Annotated in this window: 13 protein-coding genes; 8 read left to right on the top strand and 5 right to left on the bottom strand. The window is 71.0% G+C overall.

From position 1 onward, the window contains the following. Positions 1-58 precede the first annotated feature (58 nt). Complete coding sequence (locus ACXJMZ_RS08945; protein ID WP_457029434.1) at positions 59-3,364, top strand: BTAD domain-containing putative transcriptional regulator; 3,306 nt, start codon at positions 59-61, stop codon at positions 3,362-3,364. Between the two features lie 7 nt (positions 3,365-3,371). Here ACXJMZ_RS08945 and ACXJMZ_RS08950 read toward each other — a convergent pair whose 3' ends face one another. Beyond that, positions 3,372-4,202 (bottom strand): ABC transporter permease, encoded by an 831-nt coding sequence (locus ACXJMZ_RS08950; RefSeq protein WP_457029435.1) that lies wholly within the window; start codon positions 4,200-4,202, stop codon positions 3,372-3,374. After that, complete coding sequence (locus tag ACXJMZ_RS08955; protein ID WP_457029436.1) at positions 4,199-5,218, bottom strand: ATP-binding cassette domain-containing protein; 1,020 nt, start codon at positions 5,216-5,218, stop codon at positions 4,199-4,201. Before ACXJMZ_RS08955 ends, ACXJMZ_RS08950 begins: the two co-directional genes overlap by 4 nt. 197 nt (positions 5,219-5,415) lie before the next feature. Between ACXJMZ_RS08955 and ACXJMZ_RS08960 the strand changes: the two genes are divergently transcribed. Beyond that, on the top strand, positions 5,416-5,853 hold the full coding sequence (locus ACXJMZ_RS08960) for a hypothetical protein (RefSeq protein ID WP_457029437.1): 438 nt from the start codon (positions 5,416-5,418) through the stop codon (positions 5,851-5,853). On the opposite strand, the gene panB is transcribed toward ACXJMZ_RS08960, so the two are convergent. Continuing rightward, positions 5,802-6,725 carry a 3-methyl-2-oxobutanoate hydroxymethyltransferase gene (panB, locus tag ACXJMZ_RS08965; RefSeq protein WP_457029438.1) on the bottom strand — a complete coding sequence of 308 codons (924 nt, stop codon included), beginning with the start codon at positions 6,723-6,725 and terminating at the stop codon, positions 5,802-5,804. The two genes, ACXJMZ_RS08960 and panB, sit on opposite strands and share 52 nt — an antisense overlap. Before the next feature lie 218 nt (positions 6,726-6,943). Between panB and ACXJMZ_RS08970 the strand changes: the two genes are divergently transcribed. From ACXJMZ_RS08970 to ACXJMZ_RS08980, 3 genes are all read left to right on the top strand, one after another. After that, positions 6,944-8,563 (top strand): MFS transporter, encoded by a 1,620-nt coding sequence (locus ACXJMZ_RS08970; RefSeq protein ID WP_457029439.1) that lies wholly within the window; start codon positions 6,944-6,946, stop codon positions 8,561-8,563. Positions 8,564-8,614: 51 nt separating this feature from the next. Then, positions 8,615-9,268 carry a TetR/AcrR family transcriptional regulator gene (locus ACXJMZ_RS08975; protein WP_457029440.1) on the top strand — a complete coding sequence of 218 codons (654 nt, stop codon included), beginning with the start codon at positions 8,615-8,617 and terminating at the stop codon, positions 9,266-9,268. A gap of 121 nt (positions 9,269-9,389) precedes the next feature. Continuing rightward, the gene (locus ACXJMZ_RS08980) at positions 9,390-10,400 is read left to right on the top strand and encodes an endonuclease/exonuclease/phosphatase family protein (protein ID WP_457029441.1); all 1,011 of its coding nucleotides are present in this window, start codon (positions 9,390-9,392) and stop codon (positions 10,398-10,400) included. Between the two features lie 20 nt (positions 10,401-10,420). Here the strand turns inward: ACXJMZ_RS08980 and ACXJMZ_RS08985 are convergent, their stop codons facing one another. Beyond that, positions 10,421-12,175, bottom strand: coding sequence for an NAD+ synthase (locus tag ACXJMZ_RS08985; protein WP_457029442.1), 1,755 nt, complete (start codon positions 12,173-12,175; stop codon positions 10,421-10,423). A gap of 89 nt (positions 12,176-12,264) precedes the next feature. On the opposite strand from ACXJMZ_RS08985, the gene ACXJMZ_RS08990 reads away from it, so the two are divergent. From ACXJMZ_RS08990 to glnA, 3 genes are all read left to right on the top strand, one after another. After that, on the top strand, positions 12,265-12,540 hold the full coding sequence (locus tag ACXJMZ_RS08990) for a type II toxin-antitoxin system Phd/YefM family antitoxin (RefSeq protein WP_457029443.1): 276 nt from the start codon (positions 12,265-12,267) through the stop codon (positions 12,538-12,540). Further along, complete coding sequence (locus ACXJMZ_RS08995; RefSeq protein ID WP_457029444.1) at positions 12,540-12,959, top strand: PIN domain-containing protein; 420 nt, start codon at positions 12,540-12,542, stop codon at positions 12,957-12,959. Before ACXJMZ_RS08990 ends, ACXJMZ_RS08995 begins: the two co-directional genes overlap by 1 nt. A gap of 122 nt (positions 12,960-13,081) precedes the next feature. Further along, the gene (gene glnA / locus ACXJMZ_RS09000; RefSeq protein ID WP_057239125.1) at positions 13,082-14,443 is read left to right on the top strand and encodes a type I glutamate--ammonia ligase; all 1,362 of its coding nucleotides are present in this window, start codon (positions 13,082-13,084) and stop codon (positions 14,441-14,443) included. Between the two features lie 89 nt (positions 14,444-14,532). Here glnA and ACXJMZ_RS09005 read toward each other — a convergent pair whose 3' ends face one another. Continuing rightward, positions 14,533-15,807, bottom strand: a complete 1,275-nt coding sequence (locus tag ACXJMZ_RS09005) for a tyrosine-type recombinase/integrase (RefSeq protein ID WP_457029445.1) — start codon at positions 15,805-15,807, stop codon at positions 14,533-14,535.

Below are 15,807 nucleotides of genomic sequence, written 5' to 3' on the forward strand. Positions count from 1 at the left end.
CCGGACGAGGCAGCAGTTCCGGGCGTACCAAGGGCTCGGCATCACCCAGAATGGCCGAGTGCACTACGGCATCCTCGGAACCACCACGGCCCACCACGACGACGGCACCCCCGTACCGCTCGGCGGCGCCCGGCTGCGCGCGCTGCTCACCGCGCTGGTGCTGCGCCAGGGCCGGCCCGTCCCGGCCGACCTGCTGGTGGACGAGGTCTGGGGCGCCGACCCGCCGCAGGACTCGGCTGCCGCGCTGCAGACCCTGGTCGGCCGGCTGCGCCGCACCGTGGGCCGCGAGCAGGTCGGCTCCGGGCCCGCCGGGTACTGGCTGACCGCTTCGGTCAGCGATCTGACGGACTTTCAGCGGCTCGCCGCCGAGGGCCGCCGGGCCGCCGAGCAGGGCGACCACGCGCTGGCCGCCGAACGGCTGACCGCCGCGCTGGCGCTCTGGCGCGGCCCGGCGCTGGCCGACCTGCCGGACCGGGGCGGCTCCGCCACCCGGCTGGAGGCCGACCGGGACGAGGCCCGCCGGCACCGGATCACCGCCGAGCTCGCGCTCGGCCGGGCCACCGAGGTGACCGCCGAACTCGCCGAACTCTGCGAGGACCGCCCGCTGGACGAACCGCTCGCCGCCCTGCTGATCCGGGCACTGCGCGACGGCGGCCGCACCGCCGAGGCCCTCCAGCAGTACGAGCACACCCGGCGCGCGCTGGCCGACCAGCTCGGCACCGACCCGGGCGAGTCGCTTCGCGCTCTGCACCGGGACCTGCTGAACGGCGCCGAGCCCGCCCCGGCGGCCCCCGAGCGCCCCCGGACGACCGGCAACCTGCGGCCCCGGCTGACCAGCTTCGTCGGCCGGGACGAGGACCTGGCGGCGGTCCGGGCCGCCCTGAACGGCGGCCGGCTGACCACGCTGACCGGCCCGGGCGGCTCCGGCAAGACCCGGCTCTCGGTCGAGGTCGCTCTCACCGAACAGGCGGACGGCAGCTGGCCGGACGGCGTCTGGCAGGTCGAGCTGGCCTCGCTGGACGACCCGGCCGCCACCCCCGGCGCGGTGCTCTCCGCGCTCGGCCTGCGGGAGACCGTGCTGCACAACGGCGGCACGGTCGGCGAGGTCGCCCGGGTGCACGACCCGGTCCGCCGGCTGGTCGAACACTGCGCCCAGCGCCGGATGCTGCTGGTGCTGGACAACTGCGAGCACCTGATCCAGGCCGCCGCCGAGCTGGCCGACCAGCTGCTCGCCGAGTGCCCCGGGCTGACGGTGCTGGCCACCAGCCGGGAGCCGCTCGGCGTCCCCGGCGAGGCGCTGCTGCCGGTCGAACCGCTGCCCGGCGCGGTCGCGCTGCGGCTGCTGGCCGAGCGCGGCGCCGCCGCCAGGCCCGGCTTCGACCCGGCCGAGGACCCGGCCGCCTGCGCCGAGATCTGCCGCCGCCTGGACGGCCTGCCGCTGGCCATCGAACTGGCCGCCGCCCGGCTGCGCGGCCTGACCCCGCGTCAGCTCGCCGACCGGCTGGACAGCAGGTTCGCCCTGCTGACGGCCGGTTCGCGCACCCTGCTGCCCCGGCAGCAGACCCTGCGCGCGGTGGTGGACTGGAGCTGGGACCTGCTGGGCAAGCGCGAGCGCGCGGTGCTGCGCCGGCTCGCGGTCTTCGCGGGCGGCTGCACCCTGGAGGACGCCGAGCAGGTCTGCGCCGACGAGGCCGAGGTGCCCCGGGAGGAGGTCGCCGACCTGCTGCTCTCGCTGGTGGACAAGTCGCTGCTGGTGGCCGGTCTCGGCGGGCACCCCCGCTACCGGATGCTGGAGACCATCCTGGAGTACGCGGGGGAGCGGCTGGCCGAGGCCGGCGAGCCGGAGGTGGCGATGCGTCACGTCCGGCACTACCGCGAGCTGGTGCGCGAGGCCGATCTCCGGGTGCACGGCCCCGAGCAGCTGCACTGGCTGGACGTGCTGGAGCGCGAGCAGGACAACATCAGGGCCGCGCTGCGCCGGGCGGTCGACCTGGGCGAGGAGCAGGAGGCGCTGGTCCTGGCGCTCGGGATGAGCTGGTTCTGGCAGCTGCGGGACTACCGGAGCGAGGCCCAGGGCTGGTACGAGGAGATCACCGCGCTCGGCCCCGACGTATTTGCCGAGGACGCCCGGCCGGCCGTCCCGCTCACCGCGGGACCGCTGGACGCGCCGCTGCCGATGTCCGAAAACATGGTGGACGAGGCCCGACGCCAGCTCCAGCTGTTCAGGCTGGCCACCATCTTCTCCGGCGACATGGAGCAGCTCGTCGAGACTGGTGTGGTCCGGCTCGCCAACCGGGTGCTGGCGGTCTACACCCCGGATCTCCCGCAGTCGTTCCGCTTCCCGGCGCTGATGCGGGTGTTCGCCGCCTTCGTGGCCGGGCAGATGGACAGCCTGAAGGAGCTGCTGGACGGCGCGGTGGAGGGGGCAAGGACGCACGGCCGCCCCGGCGACCTGGCGTTCGTGCTGGGGATCCGGGCCCGGATGCTGAACGACTGGGTCGGGGGCCTGCCGCAGGCCACCTTGGACAGCGCGGAGGCGCTGGAGATCTTCACCCGGATCGGCGACACCTGGGGCCGCTCGGAGGCGCTGGCCGCGCAGGCGGAGGCACTGGGCAACAACGGTGACTCCGAGGGCGCGGCCGAGACGTACCGGCAGTCGATCCGGCTGGCCGAGGAGCTGGGGGCGCACCACGAGGTGCCGATGCTGAAGGTCCGGCTGGGTGAGGCGGTGCTGCAGAGCGATCCGGAGCGCGGTGAGGCGCTGGTGCGGGCCGCGCTGGCGGACGTGGTGCCGGGCAGCCAGTCGGCGGACGGGGCCCAGCTGTTCGGCAACCTGGTGCTCTGCTCGGTGCTGGCCCGCCGGGGCGAGTACGCCGAGGCGCTGGCCAGGCTGGACTTCCTGATGGGGAACCGGCAGATGCTCGGCCCCCTGGTGCCCGAGGTGTTCTCCGGTCTGCTGCTCTGCATCCGCAGCTGGGTGGTGGCCAGGGCGGGCGATCCGGAGCTGGCGATGACGCTGCTCCGGGAGGGCCGGCAGAAGATGCGGGCGGTCGACGACGCGGCCGGGGTCTTCGCCCAGCACATGACGGTGCTGCTGCTGCCGGCCTTCACCGGCACCCTGCTGGCCGTCGCGGTGCTCCGCGACGACCTGCGGATCGTCCGGTACGCCGCGGTGCTGCTCGGTGCGCACGACCAACTGCACGGCCCCCGGGGCACGTTCATCGAGCGGCAGGAACGGCTGGAGGCCGAGCAGACCGCCCGGGAGCTGCTCGGCGAGGCCGGGTACCTGGCCGCACACGCCGAGGGCGGCGAACTCGACCTGGCCGAGACCGCCGCCCTGCTGGACGTGGTGGGTGCCCTCTGAGGAGCCGTCAGGTCCGCTTGCGGAACCGGGCCACCGCGAGCGGGGCGGTGACGGCGGTGATGGCCACCGACCAGATCACCACGATCAGCACCGAGTGGGTGAGCGGCCCGCCGTTGATCAGGTTGCGGCAGGCGTCGGCCAGCGCGGAGAGCGGGTTGTACTCGGTGAAGCTCTGCAGCCAGCCCGGCATGGTGGTGGTCGGCGCGAAGATCGAGCTGCCGAACTGGAGCGGCATGATGACCAGCATCGAGACGCCCTGGACGGCCTGCGCGCTGCGCAGCGACATGCCCAGCAGCATCGAGATCCAGACGATCGACATGCCGAACATCAGCGACAGGCCGACGGCGGCGAGCAGGTGCAGGACGTCGGTCTTGATCTCCAGCCCGAGGATCATCGCGAAGGAGATCAGGATGGTGAAGGAGACCAGCCCGCGCAGCGTCTCGGCGACGAGCTTGGAGACCAGCACCGCGGACCGGCCGATCGGCAGGGTACGGAACCGGTCCATCACGCCGGTCTGGAAGTCGCTGTTCAGCCCGGTGCCGACGGCCATCGCCAGGTTCAGGCCGGTGGTGCCGAGCAGGCCCGGGATCATGTACTGGATGTAGTCCTGCTGACTGCCCGCCACCGCGCCACCGAAGACGTAGACGAACAGCACGGTGAAGATGATCGGCACCAGCAGGGCGTCGAGCATCGACTCGGGGTCGGCCTTGATCCGCATCAGGTTGCGGCGGGTCAGCGCGCCGATGTGCCGCAGGGTGGCCCGGGGGCCGATCCGGACGTCGTCGGCGTTCAGGGTCGCGGGCTTCACGGTGGCGGGGCTCAGGGTGGCGGCGCTCATGCCACGGCCTCCTTCTGCAGGGTCGGGACGGCGTCGGTGGGGCCGGACTTGCCGGTGATGGTCAGGAAGACCTCGTCCAGGCTGGGCAGCTTGGTGTCGATCCCGGCGATGCCGAAGCCGCGCGAGCCGAGCACGCCGACCACGGTGGTGAGCTGCTCGTCGTCGGTCAGCTGGACCGAGAGCAGCGAGGTGTCGGCGGAGAAGGTGACCCCGGTCAGGCCGCTCTCGTGCAGGCAGCGGGCCATCTCGGGCAGCTCGGCCGGGTGCACCGGGCGGACCTGCAGGGTGCGGCCGCCGACCTGGGCCTTGAGCTCGGCGACCTGGCCGTTGGCGATCACCTTGCCCTTGTCGATCACGGTCAGCTCGTCGGCGAGCTGCTCCGCCTCCTCCATGTACTGGGTGGTGAGCAGTACGGTGGCCCCCTCGGACACCATCCGCTGCACCTCGTCCCAGACCTCGTTGCGGGTGCGTGGGTCGAGACCGGTGGTGGGCTCGTCCAGGTAGAGCACCTTGGGGTTGCCGATCATCGAGGCGGCCAGGTCGAGCCGCCGGCGCATCCCGCCGGAGTAGGTCTTGGCCGGGCGCTTGGCGGCGTCGGTGAGCGAGAAGCGCTCCAGCAGCTCGGTGGCCCTGGCCTTGGCCTGCTTGGCGGAGAGGTCGAGCAGTCGGCCGATCAGGTAGAGGTTCTCGTAGCCGGAGAGCAGCTCGTCGACCGAGGCGTACTGGCCGGTCAGGCCGATGGTGCGGCGCAGCTGCTTGGGCTGGCGCAGGACGTCGTAGCCGCCGACGAAGGCGGTGCCCGCGTCCGGCTTGATCAGGGTGGAGAGGATCCGGACCAGGGTGGTCTTGCCCGCGCCGTTCGGGCCGAGCACGCCGAGCACGGTGCCCTGACGGACGGTCAGGTCGACCCCGTCCAGCGCCTTGGTCTCCCCGTAGTGCTTGACGATGCCTCGTACCTCGACGGCGTTCGTGCCGCTGAGCCCCCGGTCGTTCGGGGCGGTGTCGTTTCGGTTCATGGCATCAGCCTGCCCGGGGCCGCTGTCACGGCGCTGTCAGCCCGCTGTCGCCACCGACAGCTCACCGACAGCCCACTGTCAGGGCCGACCAGTTGTTCAATCTGACGACGCCTCAGATTCATGCGTATAGTGCAATATCACATTGCAGCAGTTCTTGGCGTGGGGCCGAGAACGCTGTTCAGAGGGAGGGAACTCTCATGTTCCGCAAGCTTCTCGTTGTCGCCGGTTCGGCCGGTCTGGCGCTCGCCGCCACCCCGGCTTCGGCCGCCACCGCCACCGAGACCGTCGTCACCTGCGGCTACGCCGGTCTGCAGTCCGGCCTGCAGACCAAGGTCTGCGCCGAGGTCACCGGCGACCAGGTGCAGCTGTACGGCCAGGTCGGCCTGGCGGGCCCGCCGAGCCCGGGCACGGTGCTGCAGCCCAAGGAGCTCATCGTCAACCTGACCGGCCAGATCGTCGGCGGCGCCTCGCTCGGCTCGGTCCAGGGCTACCGCACCTTCACCGCCTCCACCATCCAGGTGCGCGGCGTGGGTGGCACCGTGCCGTGCGGCTCGACCGTGCACGCCTCGTTCTCGGTGGCGTCCTACCCGTGGGCCCCGAACCCGGTGACGCTGGACCTGCCGATCGCCTGCTGATGACGCGTCAGTGAGACGCGGGGGGGGGGGGGGGGGGGGGGGGGGGGGGCGGCGTCGCCGAGCACGGCCCGCAGGTTCGCGTACTGCTTGACGAACTTCGGCACCCGGCCCGCCGTCATCCCGGCCATGTCGGTCCACACCAGCACCTGGGCGTCGGTGCCCACCCCGGCGCCGATGCCGACGGTCGGGATCGCCAGCTGCTCGGTGACCTGTGCGGCGAGCTCGGCCGGTACGGCCTCCAGCACGACGGCGAAGGCGCCCGCCTGCTGGACCGCCTTGGCGTCCCGGAGCAGCTGGTGCGCGGCCTCGTCGCCGCGTCCCTGCACCGGGTACCCGCCGAACGCGTGCACCGACTGCGGGGTCAGCCCGATGTGGGCCATCACCGGGATGCCGGCCTCGACCAGCAGCTCGATCGAGCGGGCGCTGCGCTCGCCGCCCTCCAGCTTGACCGCGCCCACCCCCGCCTCCTTCATCAGGCGGGCCGCGTTGTGCATGGCCTGCGCGGGCGACTCCTGGTAGGAGCCGAACGGCATGTCGCCGATCACCAGGGCACGCTTGGTGCCGCGCACCACGGCGGCCGACAGCATCACCATCTGATCCATCGTCACCGGGACGGTGGTCTCGTAGCCCAGGTGGCAGTTGCCGGCCGAGTCGCCGACCAGCAGCACCGGGATGCCGGCCTCGTCGAAGACCCCGGCGGTGAGCGCGTCGTAGGCGGTGAGCATCGCCCACCGCTCACCGCGCTGCTTGGCGGCGGCGATGTCGCGGACGGTCACCCGGCGGTTGGTGACCCCGCCGTAGAGGGTGTGGCCCTCGCCCTGGGCCTTGCCCTGGCTCTGGCCCTGGGCAGGCTGAAGCGGAGAAGCGTTCATGGAACAGGCTCCTGAAGGTTGTCGTCTCGTGGCGCCGTACGGCGTCCCCGGATCTGCTCCCATGCTTGCACGCCGACCCCGCTTGGCAAAGGGCGGGCGCGCCCCGGGTTCTTTGCCGAGAATTTACGATACGGACCCGTCTCGTATCGTAAAGCTCGCTAGTCTGATTCGAGACGCTTCCGACTCGTAAATACCCGCTCTTCGGGGGAGACCAACTCATGACCACCGCCGCACCGTCCCGGATACCCGAGGCCGTACACCGCCGCCGCTGGGCGATCCTGGGCACGCTGGTGCTCGCCCTGCTCGTCGTCGTCCTCGACAACTCGATCCTCAACGTCGCGATGAAGACCATCGCCTCGCCCGCGCCCACCGGGCTCGGGGCCAGCCAGAGCGATCTGGAATGGTCCATCAACTCGTACACCCTGGTCTTCGCCGGGCTGCTGTTCACCGCCGGGCTGCTCGGCGACCGGCTCGGCCGCAAGTGGGCGCTGCTCGGCGGCATGGTGGTCTTCGGCTTCGGCTCGCTGCTCTCCGCGCTGGCCAGCTCGCCCGGCGAACTCATCGGCTTCCGTGCGGTGATGGGCCTGGGCGGCGCCTTCGTGATGCCCGCCACGCTGGCCATCATCATGAACGTCTTCGAGCGGGACGAGCAGCCCAAGGCGATCGGCATCTGGGCCGGCGCGGTCGGCCTGGCCATCGCGATCGGCCCGATCACCGGCGGCCTGCTGATCGAGCACTTCTGGTGGGGCTCGGTCTTCCTGGTGAACGTCCCGATCGTGCTGCTCGCCCTGGTGGCGATGGCCCTGCTGGTGCCCAACTCCAAGGACCCGAGCCCGGGCCGGCTCGACCCGGTCGGCGTGCTGCTCTCGATCGTCGGCCTGGTCGCGCTGATCTACGGCATCATCAAGGGCGGCGAGCTGGCCGACTTCACCGCTCCGGCGGCCTGGGTGCCGACCCTCGGTGGTGTGCTGGTGCTGGCCGGCTTCGTCCTGTGGGAGAAGCACACCGACCACCCGGCGATGAATGTGGGCTGGTTCCGCAACAAGGTCTTCAGCGCCTCCGTCACGGTGATCGGCCTGGTCTTCTTCGCGCTGATGGGCGTCGCGTTCTTCGGCGTCTTCTACACCCAGAGCGTGCGCGGCTACAGTGCCCTGCAGGCCGGCGTGCTGATGCTGCCGCTGGCCGTCGCCCAGCTGGTCTTCGCCCCGCGGGCCCGGCTGGTGGTGGACCGCTTCGGTGTCCGGGCCACCTGCGCGGCCGGCATGGCCCTGATCGCGATCGGCTTCCTCGGCTACCTGCTGCTCGGTCAGACCACCTCGATCTGGCTGCTCGTGGTGCTCGGCTTCCTGATGGGCGCCGGCATGGCGCACGTGATGCCGCCGGTCACGGTGGCCATCATGGGCTCGCTGCCGCGCGAGAAGGCGGGCGCAGGATCTGCTCTCAACAACACCTTCCGCCAGGTCGGCGGCTCGCTCGGGGTGGCCGTGCTCGGCGCGGTGCTCTCCACCGTCTACCGGGACGGCGTCTCCGACTCGCTCGGCAACCTGTCGCCCGCGCTGCGCGACAAGGCCGGCGAGTCGCTGGAGGCCACCCTGGCGATCGCCGCTCGGACCGGCGACAGCGCGCTGGTGAGCCAGGCCTCGGAGTCCTTCATCCACGCCATGCACGTGGTCGCCGGGCTCTCCGCCGGGGTGACCGCGGTCGGTGTGCTGCTCGCCTGGTTCCTGCTGCCCGGCAAGGTCGCGGCCCCGGCCCCGGCCGCAGGCCCGGCACCGACGGCCGAACAGGTCACCGAACAGACCGCCGGACCGGCCGCCGAACAGACCGAGCGGGTCTGAGCAGGCGTCATGGTTGATCAAGGTGGTGTCCGGGGCGGGCAGAATGGCCCCATGCAGACCGAGACCACCACGCCCGCCCCCGGTGGGGAGCCCTGCGCCCCCCGCCGGGGGCGGCCGCGCAGCGAAGCGGCCGAGCAGGCGATCGTGGCCGCCGTCGAGCGGCTGATGGAGGAGGGCACCGGGCTGGCCGAGCTCTCCGTCGAACGGATCGCCGCCGCGGCGGGCGTCGGCAAGGCCACCATCTACCGGCGCTGGCCCAACAAGGAGGCCCTGCTGGTCGACGTGGTGGCGCGGCTGGAGGAGCAGCCGGAGCCGGTGCTCACCGGCGTCGGCGTCCGGGACAGCCTGATCGCGATGGTGGACGACATCCGGCGCCGGGGCCTGGCCAAACGCTCCCGCTGGGCGCTCAAGGCCGCGCTCGGCCAGCTCGACACCTGGCCCGAGCTGCGCCAACTGTACAAGGAGCGGATCATCCAGCCGCGCCGCGAGCTGGCCAGGGAGATCATCCGGCGCGGGGTCGCGGAGGGCGTGCTCCGGGACGACATCGACATCGAGCTGCTCACCGAGATGGTGATCGGCCCGATCCTGGTCCGCGCCGTGCTCTGGGGCGAAGGCCCGCTGGACGACGACGGCCTGGCCGAGCAGATGGTCGACGCCGTGCTGACCGGCGCGGGCGTGCGGCCGTCCGGTGGCGAATCTCACTGACCGGGGGCGCGCCGCAACCCGGCGCGGCTCCGGTGGCGTCTGTCCCGTCATAGGCTGAGCCGAGAATCCGACTAAATCGGTGGCAGTCCCGACGAAGCGGAACAGCACGGAGGATCGGTTCATGGCGCAGACGGACGAGGCAGCGGCACCGGCCGAAGGTGGGCAGCCCGCGGCTCGTCGGTTCTGGCGGACCGACGGCTGGCGGTCCGGCACCTGGCGCCGGGGCTGGGTCCTCGCCGTGCTGGCCGCCCTGACGGCCGCTCTGCTCGCCTTCCACTCCTCGGTGCCGAACGCGATCGGCAACCTCGGCAGCCTGCTGGAGACCTTCCTGCCCTGGCTCGGCCTGGCCGTCCCGGTGCTGCTGGTGCTCGCGCTGCTGCGCCGCTCGGCTCTCGCCCTGGTCGCGGTGCTGCTGCCCGCGGCGGTCTGGCTCAATCTGTTCGGCGGCCTGCTGACCGACAAGGGCACCGGCAAGGGCGACTTCACCGTGCTCACCCACAACGTCGCGGCGGGCAACCCCGACCCGGCCGGCACGGTGCGGATGCTCAACAGCTCGGGCGCGCAGATCGTCGCGCTGGAGGAGCTGGCCTCGAACGCCGTCACCACCTACCGCAACGGCCTGGCCGCCGGTTACCCGTACCACGTGGTGGAGGGCACCGTCGGGCTCTGGTCCAAGTACCCGATCACCGACGCCCGGGTGGTGGACATCAAGATCGGCTGGACCCGGGCGTTCCGGGCCACCGTGACGACCGGTCAGGGCCCGCTCGCGGTCTACGTCGCGCACCTGCCCTCGGTCCGGGTCAAGTTCGACGGCGGCTTCACGGCCGAGCAGCGCGACGTCAGCGCGCAGGCGCTCGGCGACGCGATCGAGGCCGAGCCGCTGAAGAAGGTCCTGCTGCTCGGCGACCTCAACGGCACCATGAACGACCGCTCGCTGGCGCCGGTCACCTCACAGCTGCGCTCCGCCCAGGGCGCCGCCGGGGACGGCTTCGGTTTCAGCTGGCCGGCCGACTTCCCGATGGCCCGGATCGACCAGATCCTCAGCAAGGGCGGCCTGAAGCCCACCGACTCCCGGGTGCTGCCGGCCGACGGCAGCGACCACCTCGCGGTCGCTGCCGACTTCCGGTACTGATGTCTTCGGTTGAGTGACCGTCAGCCCTGGCGCCAGCGGTTGGTGATGGGGAGGCGGCGGTCCCGGCCGAAGCCCTTGCGGGAGATCTTCGGGCCCGGCGGGTACTGCCGCCGCTTGTACTCGGCGGTGTCCACCAGCCGGACGATCCGGTCCACCACGGCCGGGTCGAAGCCCCGCGCCACGATCGCGTCCCGGCCCTGGTCGCCCTCGACGTAGAGGTCGAGCACGGTGTCCAGCAGGTCGTAGTCCGGCAGCGAGTCGGTGTCCACCTGATCCGGCCTCAGCTCGGCCGACGGCGGCTTGTTGATGGTGTTAGCCGGGATCGGCGGCACCTCGCCGCGCTCCTCGGCCACCTCGTTGCGCCACCTCGAGAGCCGGAAGATCAGCGACTTGTAGACGTCCTTGATAGGCCCGTACGCACCCACCGAGTCGCCGTACAGGGTCGAGTAACCCACCGCCAGCTCGCTCTTGTTGCCCGGCGCGAGCACCAGGTGCCCCTCCTGGTTGGAGATCGCCATCAGCAGCGTGCCGCGCAGCCGGGACTGCAGATTCTCCTCCGCCAGCCCGGTCAGCCCGAGCGCCTCCATGTACGCGTCGAACATCGGGGCGATCGACACCGTACGGAAGTTGAGGCCGGTCCGCTCGGCCAGCTCGGCCGCGTCGTCCCGGGAGTGCTGGGAGGAGTACCGGCTCGGCATCGAGACGCAGTGCACGTTCGCCGCCCCGATCGCGTCCACCGCGATGGCCGCCACGAGTGCCGAGTCGATGCCGCCGGACAGGCCGATCAGCACCGAGCCGAAGCCGTTCTTGCGGACGTACGCCCGGGTGCCCTCGACCAGCGCGCCGTAGATCTCCGCCTCGTCGCTCAGCCGGGGCTGCGGCTCGTACGTGGACTGCTTGCCGTTTCCGGGCTCGCCTTCAGGCCCGCCGCCGAGCTCGGTGCGGACCAGTCGGAGTCCGTCCACCAGCAGTAGCCCGTCGGTGTGGTTGGCGGGCGCGGCCGGCAACTCCAGGTCCACCAGCAGCAACGTCTCCTCGAACTGCGGCGCCCGCGCGATCACCTCGCCCTCGGCACTCACCACCAGCGAGTCGCCGTCGAAGACCAGCTCGTCCTGCCCGCCGACCATGTTGAGGTACGCCAGCGGGCAGCCCGCCTCGGCCGCCCGCCGCTGCACCAGCTCCAGCCGGGCGTCGTCCTTGTTCCGCTCGTACGGCGAACCGTTGATCACCAGCAGCAGCCCGGCCCCCGCCTCGCGGGCCGCGCTCACCCGGCCGCCGTCCTGCCAGATGTCCTCGCAGATCGCCAGCGCCACGTCCACGCCGTGCAGCCGCAGCACCGAGAGCTGGTCGCCCGGCACGAAGTAGCGGTGCTCGTCGAAGACGCCGTAGTTGGGCAGGTAGTGCTTGGCGAACCGGTTCACCACCTCGCCCCGGTGCAGCACTGCAGCGCAGTTCTGCGGCGAACCGGCCGGCCGGTTCGGTCTCGCCTGCTCCGACCGCCCCAGATAGCCGACCAGCACCGGCAGCTCGCCCAGGCCCTCGGCCGCCAGCCGCACCGCCAACTCCACCAGCGCCGACCGGGACGCCTCCACGAACGAACCCCGCAGCGCGAGGTCCTCGACCGGATACCCGGTCAGGGCCATCTCGGGAAAGGCGACCAGCTGGGCACCGGCTTCGGCGGCCTGCCTGGTCCAGCGCACCACCTCATCGCAGTTGCGCGCGATGTCACCGACCCAGGGGTCGGTCTGACTCAGGGCGAGACGGAGATTGGGCATGGCTCCGAGTGTAATCGTCTAACTGACGCTATGTCTGCACGGGCGTAGCCTGAGAGCGCAGTCTGGACAGACTAGACGGAGGTATTGGGATGAGATGGCAGGTGCAGGAGGCCAAGCAGAAGTTCAGCGAGGTGCTCCGATTGGCGGAGGCGGAAGGGCCGCAGGTGGTGACCAGGCACGGTGACGAGGTCGCGGTGGTCATCGACATAAGGGAGTACCGGCGGCTGCGCGGAGAGGATCTCTCCTTCGAGGAGTTCCTGCTGCGCAGGGCCGAGCCCCACCTCGACGACGCGGCCATCGCCGAGATCGACGCGATCGTGACGAACCGTGGGATGCCCCGCCCGGTCGAACTCTGGGAGGACTGATGGGCTATCTGCTCGACACCAATGTGCTGTCCGAGCTGCGCAGGCGGAACCCCGATCCGGCGGTGCTGTCCTGGGCAGCCAAGGCCACCCCACTGTTCACCAGCGCCTTGGTGATCGGCGAGATCCGCCAGGGAGTCGAGGCGCTCCGCCGAAGGGACACCGCTCAGGCGGACCGGCTCGCGGAGTGGCTCTCGACCGTTCGGCACAGCTACGCGGACCGGATTCTGCCGGTCACCGCCGAGATCGCCGAGACGTGGGGGCGGCTCACTGTCTCCGACCCGCTGCCGGTGATCGACGGGCTGCTCGCGGCCACCGCGCAGGTGCACGGGCTCACCTTTGTGACCCGCAACGTGAAGGACGTGGCTCGCACCGGAGTGCCTGTGCTCAATCCGTTCGAACCGGCCGACCCGGTCGGCTGAGGGTCGCCCGGGGGTGGACTCCGGACGAAGATCCGACATGATGGGGGCAGTTGTCACCAGGTCCCTTCGGGCGCGCCTCGGGACGTAACACGAACGTAAAGAGCAGAGGTGAGACTGTCCCCATGGGCAAGCAGCAGGAGTTCGTGCTTCGTACGCTCGAGGAGCGTGACATCCGTTTCGTCCGGCTGTGGTTCACCGACGTGCTCGGGTTCCTCAAGTCGGTCGCCGTCGCTCCGGCCGAGCTGGAGCAGGCGTTCGAGGAGGGGATCGGCTTCGACGGCTCCGCGATCGAGGGCTTCGCCCGGGTCTACGAGTCCGACATGATCGCCAAGCCGGATCCGACCACTTTCCAGATCCTGCCCTGGCGTTCGGAGACCCCCGGCACCGCCCGGATGTTCTGCGACATCCTGATGCCCGACGGCTCGCCCTCGTACGCCGACCCCCGGTTCGTGCTCAAGCGCACCCTGGAGAAGGCGTCCGCGCTCGGCTTCACGTTCTACACCCACCCGGAGATCGAGTTCTTCCTGCTGAAGAACCTCCCCGGTGACGGCACCCCGCCGATCCCCGCCGACCAGTCCGGCTACTTCGACCACACCCCGCGCGGGGTCGGCCACGACTTCCGGCGCCAGGCCATCACCATGCTGGAGTCGATGGGCATCTCGGTGGAGTTCTCCCACCACGAGGGCGCCCCCGGCCAGCAGGAGATCGACCTCCGCTACGCCGACGCACTCTCCACCGCCGACAACATCATGACGTTCCGTCTGGTCATGAAGGAGGTCGCGCTGGAGCAGGGCGTGCACGCCACCTTCATGCCGAAGCCGTTCTCCGACCACCCGGGCTCGGGCATGCACACCCACCTCTCGCTGTTCGAGGGCGACCGCAACGCCTTCCACGAGTCCGGTGCCGAGTACCAACTCTCCAAGGTCGGCCGCTCGTTCATCGCCGGCCTGCTCCGGCACGCCGCCGAGACCGCCGCCGTCACCAACCAGTGGGTCAACTCCTACAAGCGGATCTGGGGCGGCTCGCAGCGGACGGCCGGTGCGGGTGGCGAGGCCCCGTCGTACATCTGCTGGGGCCACAACAACCGCTCCGCCCTGATCCGGGTCCCGATGTACAAGCCCGGCAAGCAGGGCTCCACCCGCGTCGAGGTCCGCTCCCTGGACACCGGCTGCAACCCGTACCTCGCGTACGCGGTCACCCTGGCGGCCGGCCTGAAGGGCATCGAGGAGGGCTACGAGCTCCCCCCGGGCGCCGACGACGACGTCTGGGCACTCTCCGACGCGGAGCGTCGGGCGATGGGGATCCAGCCGATGCCGCAGAACCTCGGCGAGGCCATCGACCTGATGCAGCGCAGCGAACTCGTCGCGGAGACGCTGGGCGAGCACGTCTTCGACTTCTTCCTGCGCAACAAGCGCCAGGAGTGGGAGGAGTACCGCTCGGAGGTCACGCCGTTCGAGCTGCGGAAGAACCTCCAGGTGCTGTAACCGCAGGTCAGAGCAGGTCTGTAACGCATGAAGCCCCACGGGCCGGCGGATGGATTCCGTCGGCCCGTGGGGCGTTTTCGGTGCTTATGTCACTCCTGGGCCGTCTCTGGGCCGTGAGGCCGTGAAGCGGGAGCCCACCCGAGGGCGTCGTAGAGCGCATCCACGGCCCGCCGGGTCCGCCCGTCGCTGCTCGGCATCAGGTGCGTGTAGACCCGGAGCGTGAACCCCGGGTCGGTGTGCCCGAGATACCCGCTGAGCGCCTTGACGCTCTCGCCGGCGTCGAGCAAAACCGAGGCGTAGAAGTGCCGCAGGGCATGCATCCCGTCCTCCCGAGCGGACTGGAAACGTGCCCACTTCACCGGGGGAGGGATCACACCCGCGCTGACGAGTGCGGGCTTCCAGGCGTAGGTGTTGAAGTCGCTCCGCCGGACCGGGCCGCCCTGCTCGCGCGAGAACAGCAGCTGCTTGGTGACCAAGGGGCCGTCGGGTGTCAGCCAGGGCAGGGTCACCTGCTCCGGGGGGAACGCCTCCAGGTGAGCCGCGAAGATGTCGGCCACCCGTTCCGGCAGCGGTACATCGCGGACCTTCCCGCGCTTCGGCGGCGCGAACACCAGCCGCCCACCGATGTCCTTGACCTGGTAGCCCACGTGCAGCCATCCAGTGTCGGAGCGGATCTCATCAACGGGGAGACCGAACACTTCGCCCTGCCGCAGACCGCAGGCACCGGCCGCATCCACCATCGCCCGGTAGCGGGCCGGCAGCCCGGCCCGCACAGCCTCGACCCGGTCCGCCGTCCACGGGCGGACCCTCCCAGGGGCCCGTCCGGGCGGAGTCACGGCACGGGAGCGGCATGGGTTCGTTGTCCGGAGCCGGTCCTCCATCGCGGCCATGAAGATCGAGGACACGTTCCCGAAGATGACCCGGCGATACGAGGACGCCGGAATCGCCTTCTCCAACTCGCTCAGCCACTCTCGAATGTGCGACGGCTGGAAGGAGTCCATCGGGCGGATACCGAGGTACGGGATCGCGTGCCGGCGGATCTGCGCCTCGACTGAGGAGCGAGTATTCAGATCGGTGGTCTGCGACTCCAGCCACCGTTCTGCGAACTGACGGAACGTCACCCGAGCTTCCTGCGGGTTGATGTACTGCCCGCGCGACATGTCGGCCTCAATGTTGGCCAACCACTCTTCCGCCTTGCGCTTCTGACGATCGGGGAACGACTGGCTCTTTTCCTTGCCGTCCGGGCCGATGTACCGGGCCCGGTAGCGGGAGCCAGATCCGTGCCGACTGCTCTTCACTCGATGTGGCTTGCCGTCGGGGCCGGTCTCGGTCTTGAACCACCGGTCCTGGATGTGTCCGGCCAA

Source organism: Kitasatospora sp. P5_F3 (genome assembly GCF_054049135.1).

Coding starts and splice junctions, on each gene's coding strand:
- ACXJMZ_RS08950 (WP_457029435.1), bottom strand. CDS start 4,202: ATGAGCGCCGCCACCCTGAGCCCCGCCACCGTGAAGCCCGCGACCCTG.
- ACXJMZ_RS08955 (WP_457029436.1), bottom strand. CDS start 5,218: ATGAACCGAAACGACACCGCCCCGAACGACCGGGGGCTCAGCGGCACG.
- ACXJMZ_RS08960 (WP_457029437.1), top strand. CDS start 5,416: ATGTTCCGCAAGCTTCTCGTTGTCGCCGGTTCGGCCGGTCTGGCGCTC.
- panB (WP_457029438.1), bottom strand. CDS start 6,725: ATGAACGCTTCTCCGCTTCAGCCTGCCCAGGGCCAGAGCCAGGGCAAG.
- ACXJMZ_RS08970 (WP_457029439.1), top strand. CDS start 6,944: ATGACCACCGCCGCACCGTCCCGGATACCCGAGGCCGTACACCGCCGC.
- ACXJMZ_RS08975 (WP_457029440.1), top strand. CDS start 8,615: ATGCAGACCGAGACCACCACGCCCGCCCCCGGTGGGGAGCCCTGCGCC.
- ACXJMZ_RS08980 (WP_457029441.1), top strand. CDS start 9,390: ATGGCGCAGACGGACGAGGCAGCGGCACCGGCCGAAGGTGGGCAGCCC.
- ACXJMZ_RS08985 (WP_457029442.1), bottom strand. CDS start 12,175: ATGCCCAATCTCCGTCTCGCCCTGAGTCAGACCGACCCCTGGGTCGGT.
- ACXJMZ_RS08990 (WP_457029443.1), top strand. CDS start 12,265: ATGAGATGGCAGGTGCAGGAGGCCAAGCAGAAGTTCAGCGAGGTGCTC.
- ACXJMZ_RS08995 (WP_457029444.1), top strand. CDS start 12,540: ATGGGCTATCTGCTCGACACCAATGTGCTGTCCGAGCTGCGCAGGCGG.
- glnA (WP_057239125.1), top strand. CDS start 13,082: ATGGGCAAGCAGCAGGAGTTCGTGCTTCGTACGCTCGAGGAGCGTGAC.